This window comes from Paenibacillus camelliae (genome assembly GCF_023715345.1).
Taxonomy (GTDB): domain Bacteria; phylum Bacillota; class Bacilli; order Paenibacillales; family Paenibacillaceae; genus Pristimantibacillus; species Pristimantibacillus camelliae.
The window spans coordinates 1,189,616-1,210,113 of record NZ_JAMBNY010000001.1 but is presented as its reverse complement, the minus strand read 5'-3'; the positions used below and the strand labels follow the sequence as shown (position 1 = coordinate 1,210,113).

Here is a 20,498-nt window from a genome sequence, read left to right as displayed (position 1 = left end):
TACCCCTTTTAGTTCACTCTAGTAGGTATTTGTCTGTTCTTCTAGTCCTTATAATGAAGATACTTTAGCAGCAAGACAGAAGAAGGGAGATACCGCATGAAAAAGAGAAAGATGGAATGGGGACTACAAACGTTCTTTGTTGGACCCGTGTTCATATTCTTCGTTCTTATTCTCATAGTACCATTTTTATTAGGGATGTACTATTCATTGACGGATTGGAATGGGATTGCGAAAACAGTCAACTGGGTAGGGTTGAGCAACTTTAAAACACTATTCACAAATGATTCCAACTTTTGGGAGTCATTCATATTTACCACCAAGTTCACTATTGTTGGTGTAGTTCTAGTTAATGTCGTGAGCTTCGGATTTGCTTACGTATTAACGAATGCATTAAAATTACGAAACATTATGCGGACGGTCTTCTTTATGCCGAACGTCATCGGCGGTTTATTACTGGGCTTTATCTGGCAGTTTATCTTTATTAAGGGGTTTGATACCGTTTATAGGCTGACAGATTGGTCATTTTTTGGACTAGCTTGGCTTGGTGATCCTACGACTGGTTTCTGGGGGATTGTCATTGTGTTTGTATGGCATCAAGCTGGTTACTTGATGGTTATCTACATCTCATCTTTAACGAATGTACCTAAGGAAATTGTTGAAGCTGCAGAAATAGATGGAGCTAACCGCTGGCAGTTGCTTCGCAATATTACGATTCCATTGGTTATGCCAGCTGTTACGATTTGTTTATTTTTAGCTATCTCCTGGTCATTCAAGATCTTTGATATTAACTTATCGTTGACCGCAGGTGGCCCGTACAAATCGACGGAATCTGTAGCGATGAATATCTACAATGAAGCTTTCCAAAATAACCGTTATGGGTTAGGTACTGCGAAAGCATTATTATTCTTTGTAACCGTAGCTATTATTACTTTAATTCAGGTTCGCGTAACGAAAAGCAAGGAGGTGGAGGCATAACGATGAAACGATACACTGGTAGAACACTTATTCTTGAAATAGGGATGGTGCTAGTTTCACTCGTTTTTCTCGCACCGTTTTACTTCCTTTTTGTTAACTCCGTAAAGCCATTCGGTGAAATTATGTCGGATGCGGCGAGCTGGCCGCAAGTATTTCAATGGGAAAACTACTCAAAGGCGTGGTCATTGACTCGCTTTCCTGAAGCCTTTACGAATTCCCTTGTGATCACCGTTATTGGTGTAGCGTTAATCGCGCTTATCAGCTGCATGGCTGCTTATCGCATGGTTCGTGCTAATACGCTTTTTAATCAGATTTTTCTACTCGTATTAGTAGCCGCAATGGTCGTTCCCTTTCAGACGATCATGATGCCGTTAATTCGTGTCATTAGCGAGTTGAATTTAATGAACACGAAAGCAGGGCTAATTATTAGTTATTTAGGTTTAAGTACGCCGATGGCTGTCTTTCTCTTTCATGGATTTGTGAAATCCATTCCGTTAGAAATTGAAGAAGCAGCTACGGTCGACGGTACAACACGCATTGGTGTATTTTTCCGAATTGTATTACCGATGTTGAAGCCGATGATTATGACGGTCGTTGTACTGAATACGTTAGCGATTTGGAATGATTACTTGCTACCATCGCTAATTTTGCAGAAACCAGATCTGCGAACGATTCCATTAGCAACATTCTCATTCTTCTCTGAATATACGAAGCAATGGGATCTAGCGCTGCCAGCATTAGTACTTGGCATTACTCCAATTATCGTATTTTTCTTATTTTTACAACGTTACATTGTAGAGGGAATTGCAGCTGGCTCAGTCAAAGGATAATAACTTACATGTTATTATAGATGAATTAAATTAGAGGGGGATTATTTCAATGCAAAAGGGTAAATTGGTCAAAATGTCATCATTGTTGTTAACGCTCGTTATCGTACTCGCTGCTTGTGGCGGTGGTAATTCAAATTCGAACAGTAGCAACAATAAAGCAGCAAGTGGATCACAGGAGAAAAAGACAGTAACTGTGTTCCAATTCAAGACTGAAATTGTAGAAGGCTTGCATGAGCTTGCAAGAGCGTTTGAGGCAGAGCATCCAAACATTAAAGTTGATGTTCAAACGGTAGGCGGCAGCGGTGACTATGAAGCTGGCCTGAAAACGAAGTTTGCTTCTGGCGAAGGTCCAGATATTTTCTCTAATGGCGGCTATTCTAAATTAATGCTGTGGCAAGAACGTATTGAAGATTTATCTGATCAACCTTGGGTAGGGGACATTGCTCCAGCAGCAGCTGATCCGGTTACGCTAGATGGTAAAGTATATGGCTTGCCTCTAAGCATGGAAGGCTTCGGTTATATCTATAATAAAGATATTTTTGCAGAAGTAGGCATCGACCCACTTCCAAAAACATATTCAGAGCTAGAAGCAGCAGCGAAAAAGATTGCTGACGCTGGCGTTACTCCATTTGCTAATGCGTATTACGAATGGTGGTTAGTAGGTAGCCAGGGTGTGAGTGTAGCATTCAACAACCAACCAGATACGAATGCATTTATCGAAGGCTTGAATGATGGTACAACTACGATTGCTGGCAATGAGCATTTCCTAAATTGGGCGAAGCTAATGCAATTAACATTAGACTATGGTAATAAAAATCCATTGACTACTGATCATAATACGGCAGTAACGATGTTTGCTAATGGCGAAGCGGCTATGATGCAACAAGGTAACTGGACGCAAAACATGATCGACAGCATTAACCCAGACATGAATATGGGCGTATTGCCAATGCCGATTAGCGATGACGCAGCAGTAACAAGCAAAGTAACTGTTGGTGTGCCTGTAAACCTAGTCGTTAATAAAGATTCAAAAGTAAAAGAAGAAGCTAAGCTTTTCTTGAACTGGCTTGTTACTTCTGATATGGGTAAAGAGTATATTACTAAAAACTTCAAATTCATTCCAACTCTATCTACAATTGAAGCATCTCCAGAAGATATGGGCTCTCTCGCTTCTGCACTAGTTGAATACGTAGACCGCGGTGAAGCATTCCCTAATATTTCTGGTAAGTACCCAGATGGTGTGACACAAGAATTTGGTAGTGTCATTCAAGAATTCCTAGCTGGAAAAGTAGATGCACAGCAATGGACAGAGAACATGCAGGCTGCTTGGGATAAACTGAAATAATAAATTATATATTAGAGTAGCATAAGGCTGTTCCAACGAAATCATTCGATTGTCGGAACAGCCTTTATGCAAATTTATCCAGATATATTAGCATACGAGAGAGAAGCTATTTTAGCAGGTAGGAGATGAGATCACATGAAGCTCCAAAATCCAATAATTCCAGGCTTTTATCCTGATCCTAGCATATGTCGTGCTGGTGAGGACTACTATATTGTAACTAGTTCTTTTGGTTATTTTCCAGGAATTCCGATCTGGCACAGTAAAGATCTCGTGCATTGGCAGCAAATCGGGCATTGTTTAACGAAAGAGAGTCAGCTGCAGCTAGAAGGAGCAAAAATTTCAGAAGGCGTCTGGGCTCCAACGATTCGATATCATCAAGGGCGCTTTTATATGGTTACAACAAATGAAACAAAATGCGGTCATTTTTATGTGTGGACAGAAGATCCTGCTGGCGAGTGGTCAGAACCGATTTACGTCGATCAGTCAGGGATTGATCCATCACTATTTTTCGAGGATGATAAGGTTTATTTTTCAAGCACAGGGACAGAAGAAGGAATTGGTATTTATCAATGCGAAATTGATATTGAGACGGGTAAGAAATTAACGGATACAAAACTCATTTGGAAAGGTACTGGGGGGAAGTTTACAGAAGCTCCTCATTTATATAAAGTAGGCGATTACTATTATTTAATGTGTGCAGAGGGAGGAACGGAGTACGGACATACCGAGGTAATTGCTCGTAGTAGATCCCCGTATGGTCCATTTGAGTCATGTCCTTATAATCCTATTCTTACTCATCGCAGCTCTGGCCGCAGCATTCAATCTACTGGTCATGCTGATCTCGTACAAGCATCAGATGGAAGCTGGTGGGCGGTGTTTTTAGGAGTTCGTCCAGTCTCTTACCCATATCGCCATCATATTGGCAGAGAAACGTTTATAGCTCCTGTCCATTGGACAGAAGATGGATGGCCGATCATTGGCAATCAAGGCACGGTTGAATTAGAAGAGCATGCACCAAACCTACCCGTTGCCAAGTGGAAGCAGGCACCTAGTCGCGATGAGTTTAATGAAACGCAGCTGCAAGCTTGCTGGACATTTCTACGTAGTGAGGAACAGACGGAATGGTCCTTGTCGGAGAAAGAAAGCACGCTAATGCTTGCTGGTTCTTCTGATCGATTAGATAGTAGAGGGTATCCTGCCTTTATTGGCCGCAGACAGCAGCACCATAGCTGCGAGGTAACGGTCAGTATGGAATATGAACCGCAACAGGACGACGAAGCTGGCTTAACGGTGTTCATGGATGATAAGAATCATTACGATCTTGCACTGACAAAGGTTAATGGTCAGACTCAGTTTATCCTGCGTAGACAAGTCGGTAGTTTAATAGATGAAAAGCTCTCTGAACCTATCGACGGAACGACTACAGAATTACGGATTGAAGCAACACCGACAGACTATCATTTCTATTACAGAGTAGACGGTAAGCAGTGGACCTTGCTTGGAGATGGTGAAACACGCCTGCTATCAACTGAGGTTGCGGGCGGATTTACTGGAGTATTTATTGCAATGTACAACTACTCACGTAATAAGACAAAAGCATATTATGATTGGTTTGAATATGAAGCTAAGGAGTAGATCACATGATAGAAACAACAAAGGATGAGCAATATATTATTTTGAAAAGCCCGGTCGTTATGCCCAAAGCATCAGGGTTTTTATGGAACGATCATATGATGATGGATGTGAATTGTAGAGGCTATGCTGTTGCGCAATTCATGCAGCCTGAACCAGCCAAATATTCCTATGCTCCCAATCTGGAAGCGAAAACGTTCATGCAGCCTGAGCAGCCTTATTACGCACATCATCCGGGCAGATTCGTTTATATAAAGGATGAAGAGAATTCTAAGTTATATTCGGCTCCATATGAGCCAGTACGCGCAATGCCAGATCAATATCAATTTATTGTAGGGAAGTCTGATATATCCTGGAAAGTAGTATTTGATGATATTGAGTTGAATATGTCACTCTTTCTATCACCTGATGAGCCGATCGAGATGTGGAAAGTTACCGTTAAAAATAATTCTAATAAACAACGGAAGATCAGTATCTATCCATCGTTTACGATTGGTTATATGTCCTGGATGAATCAATCTGGACAATATGAGGCAGATCTCCAAGGTATCGTTGCTACCTCAATTACGCCGTATCAAAAGTACAAGGATTATGAAAAAATTAAAAACTTGAAAGATATGACGTTTTTATTAGCTGATAGAGCGCCACATAGCTGGGAAGCGAATTGGGAGGTGTTCGAAGGAGAGGGAGGCATCCATAATCCTTCAGCATTAGCAACTGAAGCGTTAAGCAATAGCGACAGTCGTTATGAGACACCAGCTGCAGTCATGCAATATCGTATAACATTAGAGTCGCAAGAGGAGCAGCAATTTAGATTTTTATTCGGCCCTGCTAACAACAAGCAAGAAATTGCAAATATAAGAGATAAGTATTTTACTAGAACGAATGCAGCAGGCAAGGATGGCTTTGCTACGGCGAAGCAAACTTATGAGCAATATATTCAACGCGGCGCAGGCATTATGAACATAAAAACACCGGATGCTTCGTTTGATCAATTCGTCAATCATTGGTTGCCGAGACAAATTTACTATCATGGGCAGACCAACCGACTAACGACAGATCCGCAGACACGTAACTATTTGCAGGATAATATGGGAATGAGTTATATCGATGGACCCATTGCCCGTCAAGCCTTTCTAACTGCTCTGCAGCAGCAAGCTGCGAGTGGCGCTATGCCAGATGGAATTATACTGCATAAAGATGCTGAGTTGAAATATATCAATCAGGTTCCGCATACCGATCATTGCATCTGGTTGCCGATTTGTTTAATGACTTATTTGGATGAGACCAATGATTATTCAATATTGGATGAAATGATCCCATTCCAGGATGATCCAAAGCCAGCTAGTGTGTTTGAGCATATCGTGCGCGCGATGAATTGGCTATTAGCGACGAGAGATGAACGCGGATTGAATTATATCGAGCAGGGTGATTGGTGTGACCCTATGAACATGGTTGGGTACAAAGGTAAGGGTGTTTCTGGCTGGCTAACGATTGCTTCTGCTTATGCCTTTAATGTATGGGCGGAAATATGTGAAGCTGCTGAACAGCCGGATGTTGCAGCGCGCTTTAGAGCAGAAGCTGAGCAAACCAATGCCATTGCGAATCAATATCTATGGGATGGCAACTGGTATGCAAGAGGAATAACAGACGATAATGTGGTGTTCGGTGTTCATACGGATGAAGAAGGTAAAATCTTTATCAATCCTCAAGGCTGGTCATTAATGAGTGGAGCAGCAGATGAGGATAAGCAAGCGAAGATTTTACAATCCGTAGAGGAGCTGCTAGAAACACCTTATGGGGTGGAAAAGCTAGCGCCTGCTTATACAAAAATGCGTGAGGACGTAGGGCGAGTGACGCAGAAGCATCCAGGCAGCGCTGAAAATGGTGCAGTCTACAATCACGCGGCAGCATTTTATATTTTCGCTCTGTATCAAGTAGAGGAGCAGGATAATGCTTATCGCTTATTAAGAAAAATGATACCTGGTCCAGATCTAGAGGATATTGTTCATCGTGGTCAATTGCCAGCATTTATTCCTAACTATTACCGTGGTGCCTATCGTCAAATTCCTCGAACTGCGGGTAGATCAAGTCATCTGTTCAATACGGGAACAGCGGCTTGGATTTATCGCTGTATTATTGACGGTCTATTCGGAGTGAAAGGCAATAAGGAAGGACTAATGATTACTCCTCAGCTTCCGTCTGACTGGCAAACGGCATCGATTCAACGTCAATTTAGAGGTGCCGAGTTTAATATTGTTATCGAGCGTCATGCAGATGTGAAAGAGATGACGATTGCTGTGGACGAGCAGATATTGAAGGATCATATCATTAGAGATATCCAAGCGGGTGAAAAATATAAAGTCCTTGTGAAGCTACCGCAAGAGACATAGAAAAAGGTGAGACAACATGAAGTTTACTGATGGAAATTGGATGATTCGTGAGCAGTATGAGGTAATTAGTGCAGTTGAGCCCTATGATCATTATGTTGAAGATCATAAGCTAACCGTCAACGTATCTCCGAAACCAATCGTTATTCGCTCAAATATTTTAAATACGCCGATGTTAAGAGTGATATTCCACTCACCAAGACCGGGTATTATCGGTGTAAAGCTCGTCCACTTTAAAGGAACAAAAAAACGTGGACCACAATTTATGCTGACTCCAGAGACAGGAGATTTTGTAACAATCGAAGAGACAGATAGTGAGATTATATTTACTAGTGGTTCGTTACGCGCTCATGTGCAAAAAGGCGAAGAGTGGCAAGTTTCCTTCTACCGAGGCAGTGAGCGTTTGACAGGCAGTCGAGTGAAGTCAATGGCCTACATTAAAGAAGGTAAAACGAACACGTATATGCGCGAAGAATTAGACCTAGGTGTAGGTGAATTAGTCTACGGCTTAGGCGAACGCTTCACTTCCTTTGTGAAAAATGGTCAAGTGGTTGATATGTGGAACAAGGACGGTGGCACAAGCTCTGAGCAAGCCTACAAAAATGTTCCATTCTATATAAGCAACAAAGGCTACGGTGTATTTGTAAATCACCCAGAGCTCGTTTCCTTTGAGGTCGCATCGGAAAAAGTGAAAAAAGTGCAATTCGCAGTAGAAGGCGAATCATTAGAGTACTTTGTTATCGATGGTCCGGATATGAAGGATGTGCTTACGAAATATACAGACTTAACCGGCAAGCCAGCATTGCCGCCTGCATGGTCGTTTGGCTTATGGCTCACCACATCGTTTACAACAAATTATGATGAAGAAACGGTTCAATCGTTCATCGATGGAATGGCTGAACGTAATTTGCCATTATCTGTTTTTCACTTTGATTGTTTTTGGATGAGCGGCTTCCATTGGACTGATTTTACATGGGATAAACAAACGTTCCCTGATCCTGTAGGTATGCTGAAGCGCTTGAAAGCAAAGGGCTTGAAAATTAGTGTATGGATTAATCCATATATTGCTGAGCGCTCTAAGCTGTTCGATGAAGGTATGGAGCATGGCTATTTACTTCAAAAACCAAATGGTGATGTATGGCAGACCGATATGTGGCAGGCAGGAATGGGCATCGTTGATTTTACAAATCCGGCTGCTTGTGAGTGGTTTGCAGGGTATTTGCGCCAGCTAATTGATCAAGGAGTAGATAGCTTTAAGACGGATTTCGGTGAGCGAATTCCAACGGATGTTGTATACTACGACGGCTCCGACCCGCACAAAATGCATAACTACTATGCTTACTTGTACAATAAAGTTGTATTCGAGGTACTGGAAGAAAAGCTTGGCAAAAACGAAGCGGTCGTCTTTGCTCGTTCCGCGACGGCGGGTGGGCAACAGTTCCCAGTTCACTGGGGAGGCGATTGTAATTCTGATTATGAATCGATGGCTGAAAGCTTGCGTGGCGGGCTGTCACTAGGATTATCAGGCTTTGCGTATTGGAGTCATGATATTGGTGGCTTCGAGAATAAGCCGCAGGACGATGTGTTTAAGCGTTGGCTAGCGTTCGGCTTGCTTTCTAGTCATAGTCGTCTTCATGGAAGTAAATCGTACCGAGTACCATGGGTATATGATGAGGAAGCGGTAGATGTTACTCGTCACTTTACGAATTTAAAATGTCGACTCATGCCTTACTTGTATCAAATGGCAGCAAAGGCTCATGAGCAAGGCATTCCGATGATGCGTGCGATGGTGCTAGAGTTTCCAAATGATCCTGCGGTCGAATATATTGATCGACAGTATATGCTGGGAGATCATTTACTCGTAGCGCCAGTGCTTAAGGAAGATGGCGTGGTACGTTATTATTTGCCAGAGGGGAAATGGACGCATGTCATCAGTGGTAAGGTTGTAGAGGGCGGCAAGTGGTTTACTGAGCAGTATGATTTCTTCAGCTTACCTTTATATGCACGACCTAATTCAATTATCGTACAAGGAGCGGATCATAGTCGACCAGATTATGATTATGCTCAGGATGCACAGATAGCGATATATCAGCTAGAGGATGGAAAGAGTGCTGCAGCGAACATTTATAATGTGAGCGGTGCAGTAGAAGTGAATGTGCAAGCGACGAGAGCGCAGAATACAATCTCGATTACAGTTGCTGGCAGTGGTAAGCCGTTCTCTATTCGAGTGCACGATGACAAACAAGTCACTGCGGTCGATGGAGAAGCGGGCGAGTTAATCGACGGTATCGTTCACATTCCAGCTGGCAAGGAACACATCACATTAACGCTGAATTTATCTAACTAAATAAGTTGAACTAATGAGAGTCCTAATTAGATTGGCGGCGACGTGCGTCAAATCCATATCTAGTTAGGGCTTTTTGTTACGGGTAACAACTAGTTGATAAGAATCATCAGCAAGTATGGATTGAATGGAGGCAGGGTTACTTGCAGCTATATCGAATATTAGTTGCAAAGGAAAAATAATCTAATACGTGCATGCAACGAAACGATTGTACAGGAGGAAACGAGATGGCGATTTATAATGAAGCATCTGATGTATCCAATCCACGTTCAGGCTTAAGGCTGAGCGACATCCCTGCACATGACCCTTATGTATGGGTCGATATGCAAGCTGGTGTTTACTACTTATATACAAGTGGTATCCCTACATTCACGGGGATGGAGCGCTATGGTGTACTAACGTATCGCAGCAATGATTTATTAGAGTGGGAAGGTCCGTATGTTGTGTTTACTGTTCCAGATAACGTATGGGCACATCCGATGCATGGTACCTGGGCTCCTGAGGTGCATGCTTACGAAGGACGGTTTTATTTGTTTGTAACGCTGCATAACCGCATGCGTACGCTAGAAGATAACAACACGATTCCAATTGCTAAGCATTGGCGCGGGACGGCGATTGCTGTTAGCGATTCTCCTGAAGGTCCGTTTGAGCTGATACGAGAGGATGCTCCTGTCATCGATCCGTCAAGGATGACGCTTGACGGAACACTATTTGTGGATGAGCAGAAAAAGCCGTGGATGGTCTATTGTCATGAGTGGATTCAGACGATCGACGGTACGATTGATGCAGCTCCACTCAGTGATGATCTAAGAGAAGCGATAGGGGAGCCTATTCGATTGTTCAACGCTTCAGAAGCAACATGGGATACGGGTGGACCAGCTGAAGGATATGACGGAAAGGTTTATGTAACGGATGGCTGCCAGCTGTATAGAAAGCAGGACGGCAGTCTCCTTATGCTGTGGTCCAGCTATGACAACGGGCAGTATGTGCAGACGATTGCCCGCTCGGAATCAGGAAAGCTGCAAGGCCCTTGGAAGCAGCTAGAGCCGCTCGTTCACGGAGACAGCGGACACGGCATGCTGTTTCATACGTTGGAGGGGGAGCTGATGCTTATCCTTCACCAGCCATTCGATATGCCGCAATCGCGCTGCAAGCTGTATCTCATGGAGGAAGCGGGAGAAGGACTCACAGTAGTGAAAAGCTGCGAGCATCTGCATGGTGAACTTTAATGGCATCGTGAACAATGTGCACTAATTAAATGTAGTAGAATAAAAAATGTTGAAAATTACTAATTCACAGGACGTACCACTTCTGTATACAGGTTCAATAATATATTCAATTTCAGCAATAACCCGACAGACTATCGATAATAGGTAGTCTGTTTTTTGTTGTTTGAACAGTCTGTGCACAGATATTCAAGGCACTTTACAGTGCTAATGTCTGCAAATTAGCGCTTTTGTACAGTAATATCACAATCGTTCACTACACAACTGCTGAATAATTCAATAGTGAACTGGAATTTCACTTTTAATGGCTTTGCTGCTGAATTATAGTTTGAGCTAGCTAAATCAAGCGCACAAATTTACGAAAACAAGCAGCAACAATTTAATATGTGGAAAGGAGCTTACTATGTCTAAAACGATGGTGCATAAGAAAAAGGGTCTGCTGCATGAGCTGAATAAAAATAAAATTTTATTCCTTATGCTGCTGCCCACTCTGCTTTATTTTTTGATCAACAATTATGTGCCGATGATTGGTATTTATTATGCGTTTGTCCAGTTTGATTTTCATTCTACGAATATGTTTCAGATGGCTTTTATTGGACTTAAAAACTTTGAGTTTCTATGGAAATCTGGCAAGCTCATTCAATTAACGATCAACACAATCGGCTATAATATCGCCTTTATCGTCCTCGTCAATGGGCTGGCGATATCGGTAGCGGTGCTGCTCAGTGAGCTTAGGGGGAAATGGTTCAAAAAGATAACACAATCGATATTGTTTTTACCTTACTTTGTATCCTTCGTTATTTTAAGTGTTATCGTGTTCAACCTGTTCAACTACGATCAAGGTGTGCTGAACACGGTGCTGGAGAAGCTCGGTGCTGAGCCGATCAATTTATATGCTAAGCCAACAGCGTGGATATTTCTCATTATTATCTTTTTCTTATGGAAAAATTTTGGTTACAGTATGGTGATTTACTTGGCCTCGATTACTGGGATAAGCGAGGAATACTATGAAGCCGCCAAAATCGATGGTGCGAATATTTTTCAAAGATCTTGGCACATTACGTTGCCGATGCTAAAAAATACGTTTGTCATTCTGCTGCTGTTTGCGCTAGGCGGCATTATGAAGGGGCAATTCGATCTGTTCTATCAAATGGTCGGCAACAACGGGCTTCTATTCAGCACGACAGATATTTTGGATACGTATGTTTACCGATCACTGCGTGTTACGTTTGATATGGGGATGGCAACGGCTGCTGGTGTATATCAATCCATCTTTGGCTTTGCTTTAATTATGACCGTCAACACAATCATTCGAAAAATCAATAAAGATTACGCACTATTTTAAGGGGGGTGGACAGTATGAAGATCAAAGAAGACGGCGCCACAAAGTGGTTTCGCTTCATAGCCTATGTCGTCGTGCTAACCGGAAGCGTATTGTGCTTGCTCCCATTCCTGCTGATCATCTCCGCTTCACTTACGAGCAATGAAGAAATCGTTAGAGAGGGATATAATCTCATTCCGTCTTCTTTCACGCTTGATGCTTATAAGATCGTCTTTATGTTTCCTGAGGATCTGCTTCGAGCCTATGGTGTAACGACCTTTGTCACGATTGTCGGAACGGCTATCGGACTGCTGCTTATGACGATGGCGGGCTATGTGCTACAGCGAAAGGACTTCAAGTATAGAAATTTCTTCTCGTTTTTCATTTACTTTACTACACTGTTTGGTGGTGGACTTGTTCCGTACTACATGCTGATTACGAACTATTTAAAGTTTGGGAATACGATGAATGCTCTCATCTGGCCATCGTTAATGACGCCATTTTTAATTATTTTGATGCGAAGCTTTATCCATTCAGCGGTACCTGATGAGGTCGTTGAATCAGCAAAAATCGATGGCGCAAATGATTTTGTTATTTACTATCGCGTTGTACTGCCACTCGCCGTTCCAGGGCTGGCAACGGTAGGGCTGTTTTTGGCCTTGCATTACTGGAACGACTGGTTCCATTCCGCACTGTTTATTAACGATACAGCGAAGTACCAGCTGCAGTTCTACCTATACAACATTATTAACACATCCAATTTCTTGAATAGCATAGGGGCTGGTGCAGGAGTTGTGCTATCGGGACCTGTTCCTTCGGAATCGATGAAGATGGCGATGGCAGTCGTTGTAACGGGGCCAATCTTACTTCTATATCCGTTCATCCAACGGTATTTCGTGAAGGGTTTGACGATTGGTGCAGTGAAAGGTTAGAACTGGCAGCCCTCTTGAGGATACGCTAGCTAACATATATATTAAATAGATAAAGGGAGGATTCTCCAATGGTAGGTAAACAGAAAAAGGTGTTACATCTATTCATCTCACTCGTGTTGGTGCTCACATTGCTCGCAGCATGCAGCAATAACAGCAAAACGAACAACGAGCCAAGCCCAGCGCCATCCAAGTCTACTACAACCGAGGGAACGAATGCTGAAGGCAACGAAAGCTCAATATCCGGTATCGATACCTCTGAACGGGTTGAGCTGCAGTTTTATATGTTAGGTAATGCTCCGAAGGATCTGGATAAGGTAGAAGCACAGGTTAACGAGTGGCTCCTTGAAGATCTGAATGCAACGGTGAAATTTAACTATACAACATGGACAGATTGGGATCAGAAATACAGATTGCTCCTATCTACAGGGCAGGATGTAGACTTAATCTTTACAGCTGAGTGGACGCAATATCAGCAATATGCTAAAAACGGTGCCTTCATGCGACTGGATGAGCTGCTGCCTGTTGCAGCGCCAAAGCTTTATGAGTTTGTTCCGCAGGATATGTGGGAGGCCGTTAAAATCGATGGCAATATCTATACTGTGCCAGCAACCTATAAGGAGTATGTAACTGGTGGCTTCGTATGGCGTGAGGATTTACGTGTGAAGCATAATTTACCGAAGCCAGTTGATATCGAGACCTTTGAGGCTTATCTAGCAGGAATTAAACAAAATGAACCGAATATTCAGCCGCTTGCAGTAGGTCAGGATGTTGGTGCAACGCTTGAGGATGCCTATCTTGATTTTCAACGTCAAAGAGTAGGCGCGATGCCGTATGGTCTGCATGCTTCCTATAGTGACCCTTCCAATATAGTAGGCTACTGGGGATCAGAGGAGCATTTAACGGATCTAAAGCGCTATAAAAGCTGGGCAGACAATGGCTACTTCTCTAAAAATGAGCTGAATGAAACAGATGGTAACCAAGATAAACTAACGAACGGCACAGCAGCGGCGATGCTATCCGATAACCCGACTAGATACAATAGTGTGCTGAATCAGATGAAAGCATTGCACCCTGATTGGGATCTAGCCTATCATCCATATGGCTTGACGCTTGGCTACGCGACGCCCGTTCATCCGATTCATAACGGCTTCGCTGTTCCGAAAAACAGTAAAAAAGCAGAGCGTGCACTCGCATTCTATGAATTAATGGTTACAGACAAGCGCTATAATTTATTGACTCAATATGGCTTTGAAGACGTCAACTATACCGTTGAAGACGGATATTACAAGATGATTGGTGATAACACAACGAACGGATTTGTGCGGGAAGCGATGAACGGCTGGGCATGGCGTAACCCTGAATATATGATATTCGAGCCGAGCTATGACGGAGTTGAAGCGATCTTTAATGAATTAGATAAAATTCAAGTACCAGATATCTATACTGGTTTTGCAGAGGACTACACACCTTATCAAGCAGAACGAGCTGCATTAGAACAAGTAGAGAAGCAATATTTATATCCGTTAATGGCAGGGCTGGTTGATGATGTAGAGGACGGCCTGAAAACCTTTATGGAGAAAGCGAATCAGGCTGGCTTGGAAAAAATTCAGGAGAGCTATAAGCAGCAATGGCTGCAATATTTGCAGGAAAGCGGTCACAATTAGAGAAATATATTCAGGTAGCCTTAACTAAAGCAAGGGGGAATCATGGTGGGAGCAGACCGAAAATATTGGGTCGACACGTTAGTACGAATCGCGCATCCAGTGCTGTACGCCTTATCAGAGCGAAAGCTTCGCAAAGCTATGCCAGTAGAGGGCTGGACAGACGATCGATCGGAATATACGCATCTAGAGGCATTAGGGCGTACACTAGCTGGAATTGCACCGTGGCTTGAAAGCGCTTCGCTATCTGGCGAGGAAGAGGAACGCAGGTCTCAGATGGCTAGCTTGGCAAGGGATGCTATTGATGCAGCTACGGAGCCAGCTTCGCCTGACTATATGAATTTTGATAGAGGCGGTCAGCCTCTCGTTGATGCAGCGTTTCTAGCCAACGCGGTGCTTCGCGCTCCTACTGAGCTGTATGAGAAGCTTGAGCCGAAGGTGAAGGGAAATTTGGCGCAAGCGCTTATGGCGACTCGAGTTATTCGCCCCGTATTCAGCAATTGGCTATTGTTTAGTGCAACCATTGAAGCAGCGTTGTTCCGTATGGGAGAAGCGTGGGATCGCATGCGAGTAGATTATGCGCTGAGACAGCATGAGCAGTGGTACGTAGGGGATGGAGCCTACGGAGATGGACCGGATTTTCATTGGGATTATTACAACAGCTTTGTCATTCAGCCGATGCTCGTAGACGTATTGGACGTATTGGGAGACCAATTTCACGATTGGTCTGAGCTTCGAGCGAACACGATGAAACGGGCTGTACGCTTCGCCTCTGTGCTCGAACGATTGATTTCACCGGAGGGAACGTATCCCCCAATTGGTCGATCACTAGCCTATCGCTTCGGTGCATTTCAGCATTTATCGTTGATGGCGCTAAGGAATGAGCTTGCAGAGGAGCTGGAACCTGCTCAGGTTCGCTGTGCATTGACGGCTGTCATTAAGCGCCAGCTGGAGCTTCCGGGTACGTTCGATGAGGACGGATGGCTTCGTATCGGTTTTGCTGGCAGCCAGAAGGAGATCGGAGAAGGCTATATATCAACTGGCAGTCTGTATTTATGCCTTACCGTATTCCTTGCTCTTGGGCTTCCTCCAGAAGCAGAATTCTGGCAAGGGGAGGCAGAGTGGACAGCGCAGAAGGCCTGGTCAGGCGGCATGTTCCCGATAGATAAAGCATTAGCAGATTAATGAGCTAGAGAGCTGAAATGTTGCATCGGGTGAGTTAATAGGTTACCCAGCGGCAATAGATATAGCTAGGCCGACTCTGTAGTTGTTAGAATGACTACAGAGTCGGCCTTTTTTGTCGTATATAATGGAGTACCCTGCTAGCTGCTGCGATTCGCATTGCGAAATTCTGATGGGGTAACACCGTAGAGCTTTTTGAACATTCGGTGGAAATAAGAGCTGCTAGTGTAGCCAGTTTTTGCAGCAATGTCAGCAATAGATATCGCAGATTTTATAAGTAGCTGCTTCGCGTGCTCCATACGAATATGGTTAATCATGTCCACAATATTACTTGAATTATGCTGCCTGTATACCCGGCTAATATGGTAGGAGGACATGTTAAGCTCATCAGCAATATAATTGAGACCAAGTGCGGGATCGGCATATCGCTCCTCAATGATTTCATTGATTCTCCTTGTAAGCTCCTCCTGCTTGCCGTTCCTTTTTTCGCTTAGCTTAGAAGTCAGCTTCTCAAAGAGCTGGTGAAATTGATAGGACATTTCCTCGAGGGTTTCATAGTTTTCGAACTTAGGCAGGATAAGCTCACGATCGAAACCAAGCTGCAGGGAGCTATTCTTCTCAATCTCTGAGATCATATTTTCAAGCGTGACCGTTAGATGCTTCGTCGTTAGCTGGACTACTTGAAGCGGATACTGCTTTGTTCCTTCCATAATTTCATCATAGAGCTGCTTGGCCTCCTCGCATTTTCCTGTTTTTATTGCTTCGATGAGCCTTTTTTCCTTGCCGATCGGAAAGGTGTGTGCTTTTTGCGCTAAAGGTTGCTGCTGTACATCTATTATTGCGCCTCGTCCCTTGAAGAAACGATGGAGAGAGGCATCCTTTGCTTGCTTGTATAAAGTGTACAGCTGATGTGGATCACTGCTAAGTGGTGTTACAGCAATCGTTATACCTAAGCGCAAATACTCCTCACAGGCCACTTGAACTTCCTTCATAATCAGCGGAAGTGTTTCAGATGAGATTGTTGTCTGCTCCGGTATATTCAAAAACATTAGCAAGCAATCATCCTCTAGATCAAGCGCATCGACATGGAAATGCTTTGAGCAAATTTCTGTACTAATGTTCATAATGGCAAATTTATAGGTGAGTATATCTCGATGACCTTGGGTTTTCAGTTCATCATATCGATCGATTCTTATAAAAACGAGCTGATAAGGCTTAGTAAAATCGAACTGTACACCTATCCTGCGCAGCTTCTCTAGCTGTAATTTAGGATTGAAGCCTTGAATCTGCAGCAGCTTGCTTAGCGCATTTTGCCTGATTGTATAGCTGCTGTTGCGCCATTCTGATTCGAGATCCTCCATGCGAACTTTAATTTTGTTGATGGGCGCGTACAAATATTTAGATAATAGCCACGATAGCAGTAGTCCGGCGATGAGTATGATTGAGGCGATTTGGATCGTTGTGACACCAACCTGCTGCACTTCTCCGATAATATCTCGATACGGCGTAACTCGCACATAATACCAGCCAAACTGATCACGAGCAGTATAGGTTAGCAGTGATTTGACCCCATTAAAGCTTGAGATGGAATAGTTGGCCTCATGACTAGGATCTAAAGTTAATAGTGTAGTAGAAACTGCTGAATCAGGCTCGATCTCCTGTAGGTTCTGGACATTTCGGATAGAGCCGTGTTGATCGATCACGTAAATTTGCTCTGTATCATCATTGCTGCTTAGCGTGATACCCTGATTTATCCAATCAGCGGAAATATTGACGGCGATCGCTGAATTTAATTTACCATCTGTTCCGATAGCGTCATAGCATAAATACGTATAGACAGCGGTTTCATTATTTTTGGTAGACGATGAGTCTAAAATTCTAGGAATGGGAGCGAACGGTTCGTAATCACGGTAATCATTCAAAATATCGATAAATGCGGTGTCTGCCAAAGCTTCTTCTTCTATGACCCCTCTTTGACCATTCTGAGATACGATATAGTAGCGATCCTGTGAGGCGTTATACACATAGATTGATTCAATAAAAGGCATAGAATTTAGATAATTGTACAGATCTAGCATCGCGCCCTGAATATCAAACGGGTGAGGATCGTTATAATACAATATTTTAGCAATTGTGCTGTTTCGATAAATCTGAAAGGAAACCGTCTGCGCGTTTTCAGTCGTAATTGCAATGGCTTGACCGGTATGCTCTAGATCGCTTAAATCTGATTCAAATGCTTTCTGTTGAAGGATGCGAGTAAACGAAACGTAATAGACCGAGGAACTGGCAATTAATACGATGACGATGCCAAGGGTAATCCCCATTAGCATTTTGGCATATAAGCTGCCATGCTTTCGAATTTTATTTAGTTTCATGTATACTCCCCTTTTACACATTTGTATAGTTGTGTACTTTTCAGCTTTATTATAGCTCGACCTTGCAGCATGCAATAGTAGAACGATGCTAAAATAGTGAACAATGTTGAGATGAGGCAGTGTACTATTTTGCTTTTTGTACACAATTCGTACATATGTATACGTCTTTTGGCCTCAATCGTTTGAATGGTCAGTTATTCCTATGTTAATATGATTACAAGTTAGTAACGAATAAAAAGTAATTAGTCAGCGGTGAAGTCGTATACAGTCCATTATGTTTAAGGAATTTTGAGAGTAATCTGACGAAAAGAGATCTCGCGTTTGTCGAGTTCTCTTATTTTTATACCATTTCAAACTAAACATTGTAGTGTAATAGAAATACGCCTTTTGTGAAAGGAAGTTTTATAGGATGAAAGCTCTTAAAAAAATTCTTATTATCGATAGCAATGAAAGCGAGAGAAGCAAGCTCAAGCATTTTCTTGAGAAAGAAGGCTTTGAAGTAGAGGGAGCGGTGGATGGCGAAACGGGAATTCAGCTATTAATAGAAGGAGACTATGATCTTATTATCGTAGAATTAGAGCTGCCCGGAATCAATGGAGCCGATGTATGTAATATCGTTAGAAAAATAAAAGAAACGCCTATTATCGTCCTCATATCAAATGGTGAAGAAAAAAATATGCTTAGCAGCCTACGAGCGGGCATGGATGATTATATATTGAAGCCATATATTAAAGCTGAAATGCTGCATCGTGTGAAGGCTACGTTTAGAAGAGCGACTACTAATGATTCTACTGTTATAGAGCAAGATAAGAATCAAATTCGTTTGCCGAATGCGGTGATTGAGTGGGAGGCTCATCGGATTACCGGAGGTGGTAAAGAGATTTATCTCACACCTAAGGAATATGAATTGCTGCAATATTTGACGAGCTGGCCCAATAAAATTTTGTCACGGGATGAGCTACTCCAAGCGGTTTGGAGCGATGAGCAGAGCCTGGACACAAGGACAGTGGATACCGCAATTAAGAGGCTTCGCGATAAATTTAGCAAAATATCTCCGGAGACTGCTTCTACCATTAAAACAGTATGGCGAGTAGGTTATATTTTTGAGATTTGACTAAAATTAGAAGCTGGGATTAGCTGAAGGTAGAGACATTTCGGATTTGTGAACAAGTTATGAGTAACCTGTGAGTGACTAGTGAACAAAGATTGAATAAACTGTGACATTAATTTTTTATACTACGAAACGTAGTTTTATTGTTGTAGCATATTGAGAGAATCGAAAACTAGCATCATTAGAAAGGAAGGTGAGCTGAACGAGTATGTTCAAAAATTATAAAACCTGGTTAATCATCATGCTAAGTTTAGTATCACTAATCGTTATTACTGTATTAGGTTTTCAAGCAGATCTGATCGTACTGGATCCTAAAGGACCTGTTGGAGAGATTCAAAAGGATCTTATTATGTATTCCATCTACTTTATGCTCGCTATCTTAGTTGTTGTTTATGTTTTGTTTACATATATGGTGATCAAGTATCGAGACCATAAAAATGTTGATAGCAAAAACTATAAACCTGATATGCATGGAAGCGTAAAGCTAGAGATCATCTGGACAGCTATTCCAGTTATCATTGTCATCGCCTTAGCGATACCTAACGCTAAAGCTCTTTATGACTTAAAGCAGCCGCCAGCATCAACTGCTGGTAAGGAACCGATTGTTATACATGCGACTGCAGCAGATTGGAAGTGGATATTCAGTTATCCAGAAGAAAATATCGAAACAGTTAACTATGTAAATGTTCCGGAAGACCATCCAATCTTATTTAAGATTACTGCCGCAGATTCTATGGCTTCCTTCTGGGTACCACAGATCGGAGGGCAAATCTATGGTATGCCAGGCATGGTGAATGAACTCTATTTACAGGTTGATGAGCCAGGAGAATACAAAGGTAGAAACTCTAACTTTACTGGTGAAGGTATGACTCATCAACAGTTTAATATGGTTGCATTGGATGAAGACAGCTATCAAAGCTGGGTGAAGGAAACACAAGAAAATGCACCAAAGCTAGATGAAACTACCTATGAGAAATTAATGCTCCCTGATAACGTTGGGGAAATGACGTTTTCATCCACTCACTTGGACTTTGTAGATCATGGAATCGACGCTACCTATGCAATGCATATTCGTGAGAAATATGGAGTTGAAATCAAAGGAGTAAAAATTACTACGGAAGAATATAAACAAGTTTCAAATAATGGATCTCACTCGAACCATTAAGAAGGGACG

14 protein-coding genes are annotated in these 20,498 nt (G+C 42.6%); 13 read left to right on the top strand and 1 reads right to left on the bottom strand.

Translation table 11 applies throughout. The features are described from left to right. The first annotated feature begins 96 nt into the window (after positions 1 to 96). From M3180_RS05430 to M3180_RS05380, 11 genes are all read left to right on the top strand, one after another. Complete coding sequence (locus tag M3180_RS05430; protein WP_251666257.1) at positions 97 to 975, top strand: carbohydrate ABC transporter permease; 879 nt, start codon at positions 97 to 99, stop codon at positions 973 to 975. Positions 976 to 977: 2 nt separating this feature from the next. Next, positions 978 to 1,805, top strand: coding sequence for a carbohydrate ABC transporter permease (locus M3180_RS05425; protein WP_251666256.1), 828 nt, complete (start codon positions 978 to 980; stop codon positions 1,803 to 1,805). 49 nt (positions 1,806 to 1,854) lie between these two features. Beyond that, positions 1,855 to 3,150, top strand: coding sequence for an ABC transporter substrate-binding protein (locus M3180_RS05420; protein ID WP_251666255.1), 1,296 nt, complete (start codon positions 1,855 to 1,857; stop codon positions 3,148 to 3,150). 135 nt (positions 3,151 to 3,285) lie between these two features. Continuing rightward, entirely contained in the window at positions 3,286 to 4,785 is a 1,500-nt protein-coding gene (locus tag M3180_RS05415; RefSeq protein ID WP_251666254.1) for a glycoside hydrolase family 43 protein, read from the top strand. A 5-nt stretch (positions 4,786 to 4,790) separates the two neighbouring features. Continuing rightward, positions 4,791 to 7,175, top strand: a complete 2,385-nt coding sequence (locus M3180_RS05410) for a GH36-type glycosyl hydrolase domain-containing protein (protein ID WP_251666253.1) — start codon at positions 4,791 to 4,793, stop codon at positions 7,173 to 7,175. Between the two features lie 16 nt (positions 7,176 to 7,191). Next, positions 7,192 to 9,519 (top strand): alpha-xylosidase, encoded by a 2,328-nt coding sequence (yicI, locus tag M3180_RS05405; RefSeq protein WP_251666252.1) that lies wholly within the window; start codon positions 7,192 to 7,194, stop codon positions 9,517 to 9,519. Between the two features lie 224 nt (positions 9,520 to 9,743). Continuing rightward, complete coding sequence (locus M3180_RS05400; RefSeq protein ID WP_251666251.1) at positions 9,744 to 10,745, top strand: glycoside hydrolase family 43 protein; 1,002 nt, start codon at positions 9,744 to 9,746, stop codon at positions 10,743 to 10,745. Positions 10,746 to 11,145: 400 nt separating this feature from the next. Further along, entirely contained in the window at positions 11,146 to 12,087 is a 942-nt protein-coding gene (locus tag M3180_RS05395) for an ABC transporter permease (RefSeq protein ID WP_251666250.1), read from the top strand. A gap of 14 nt (positions 12,088 to 12,101) precedes the next feature. Beyond that, positions 12,102 to 12,995 carry a carbohydrate ABC transporter permease gene (locus tag M3180_RS05390; protein WP_251666249.1) on the top strand — a complete coding sequence of 298 codons (894 nt, stop codon included), beginning with the start codon at positions 12,102 to 12,104 and terminating at the stop codon, positions 12,993 to 12,995. A gap of 68 nt (positions 12,996 to 13,063) precedes the next feature. Then, positions 13,064 to 14,659 carry an extracellular solute-binding protein gene (locus M3180_RS05385; RefSeq protein WP_251666248.1) on the top strand — a complete coding sequence of 532 codons (1,596 nt, stop codon included), beginning with the start codon at positions 13,064 to 13,066 and terminating at the stop codon, positions 14,657 to 14,659. 42 nt (positions 14,660 to 14,701) lie between these two features. After that, entirely contained in the window at positions 14,702 to 15,841 is a 1,140-nt protein-coding gene (locus M3180_RS05380) for a DUF2264 domain-containing protein (protein WP_285855577.1), read from the top strand. A gap of 137 nt (positions 15,842 to 15,978) precedes the next feature. Here M3180_RS05380 and M3180_RS05375 read toward each other — a convergent pair whose 3' ends face one another. Beyond that, the gene (locus tag M3180_RS05375; protein ID WP_251666247.1) at positions 15,979 to 18,213 is read right to left on the bottom strand and encodes an AraC family transcriptional regulator; all 2,235 of its coding nucleotides are present in this window, start codon (positions 18,211 to 18,213) and stop codon (positions 15,979 to 15,981) included. 409 nt (positions 18,214 to 18,622) lie between these two features. Between M3180_RS05375 and M3180_RS05370 the strand changes: the two genes are divergently transcribed. Further along, entirely contained in the window at positions 18,623 to 19,327 is a 705-nt protein-coding gene (locus M3180_RS05370) for a response regulator transcription factor (RefSeq protein WP_251666246.1), read from the top strand. Between the two features lie 205 nt (positions 19,328 to 19,532). Continuing rightward, complete coding sequence (gene qoxA / locus M3180_RS05365; protein WP_251666245.1) at positions 19,533 to 20,489, top strand: cytochrome aa3 quinol oxidase subunit II; 957 nt, start codon at positions 19,533 to 19,535, stop codon at positions 20,487 to 20,489. Positions 20,490 to 20,498: the final 9 nt, after the last annotated feature.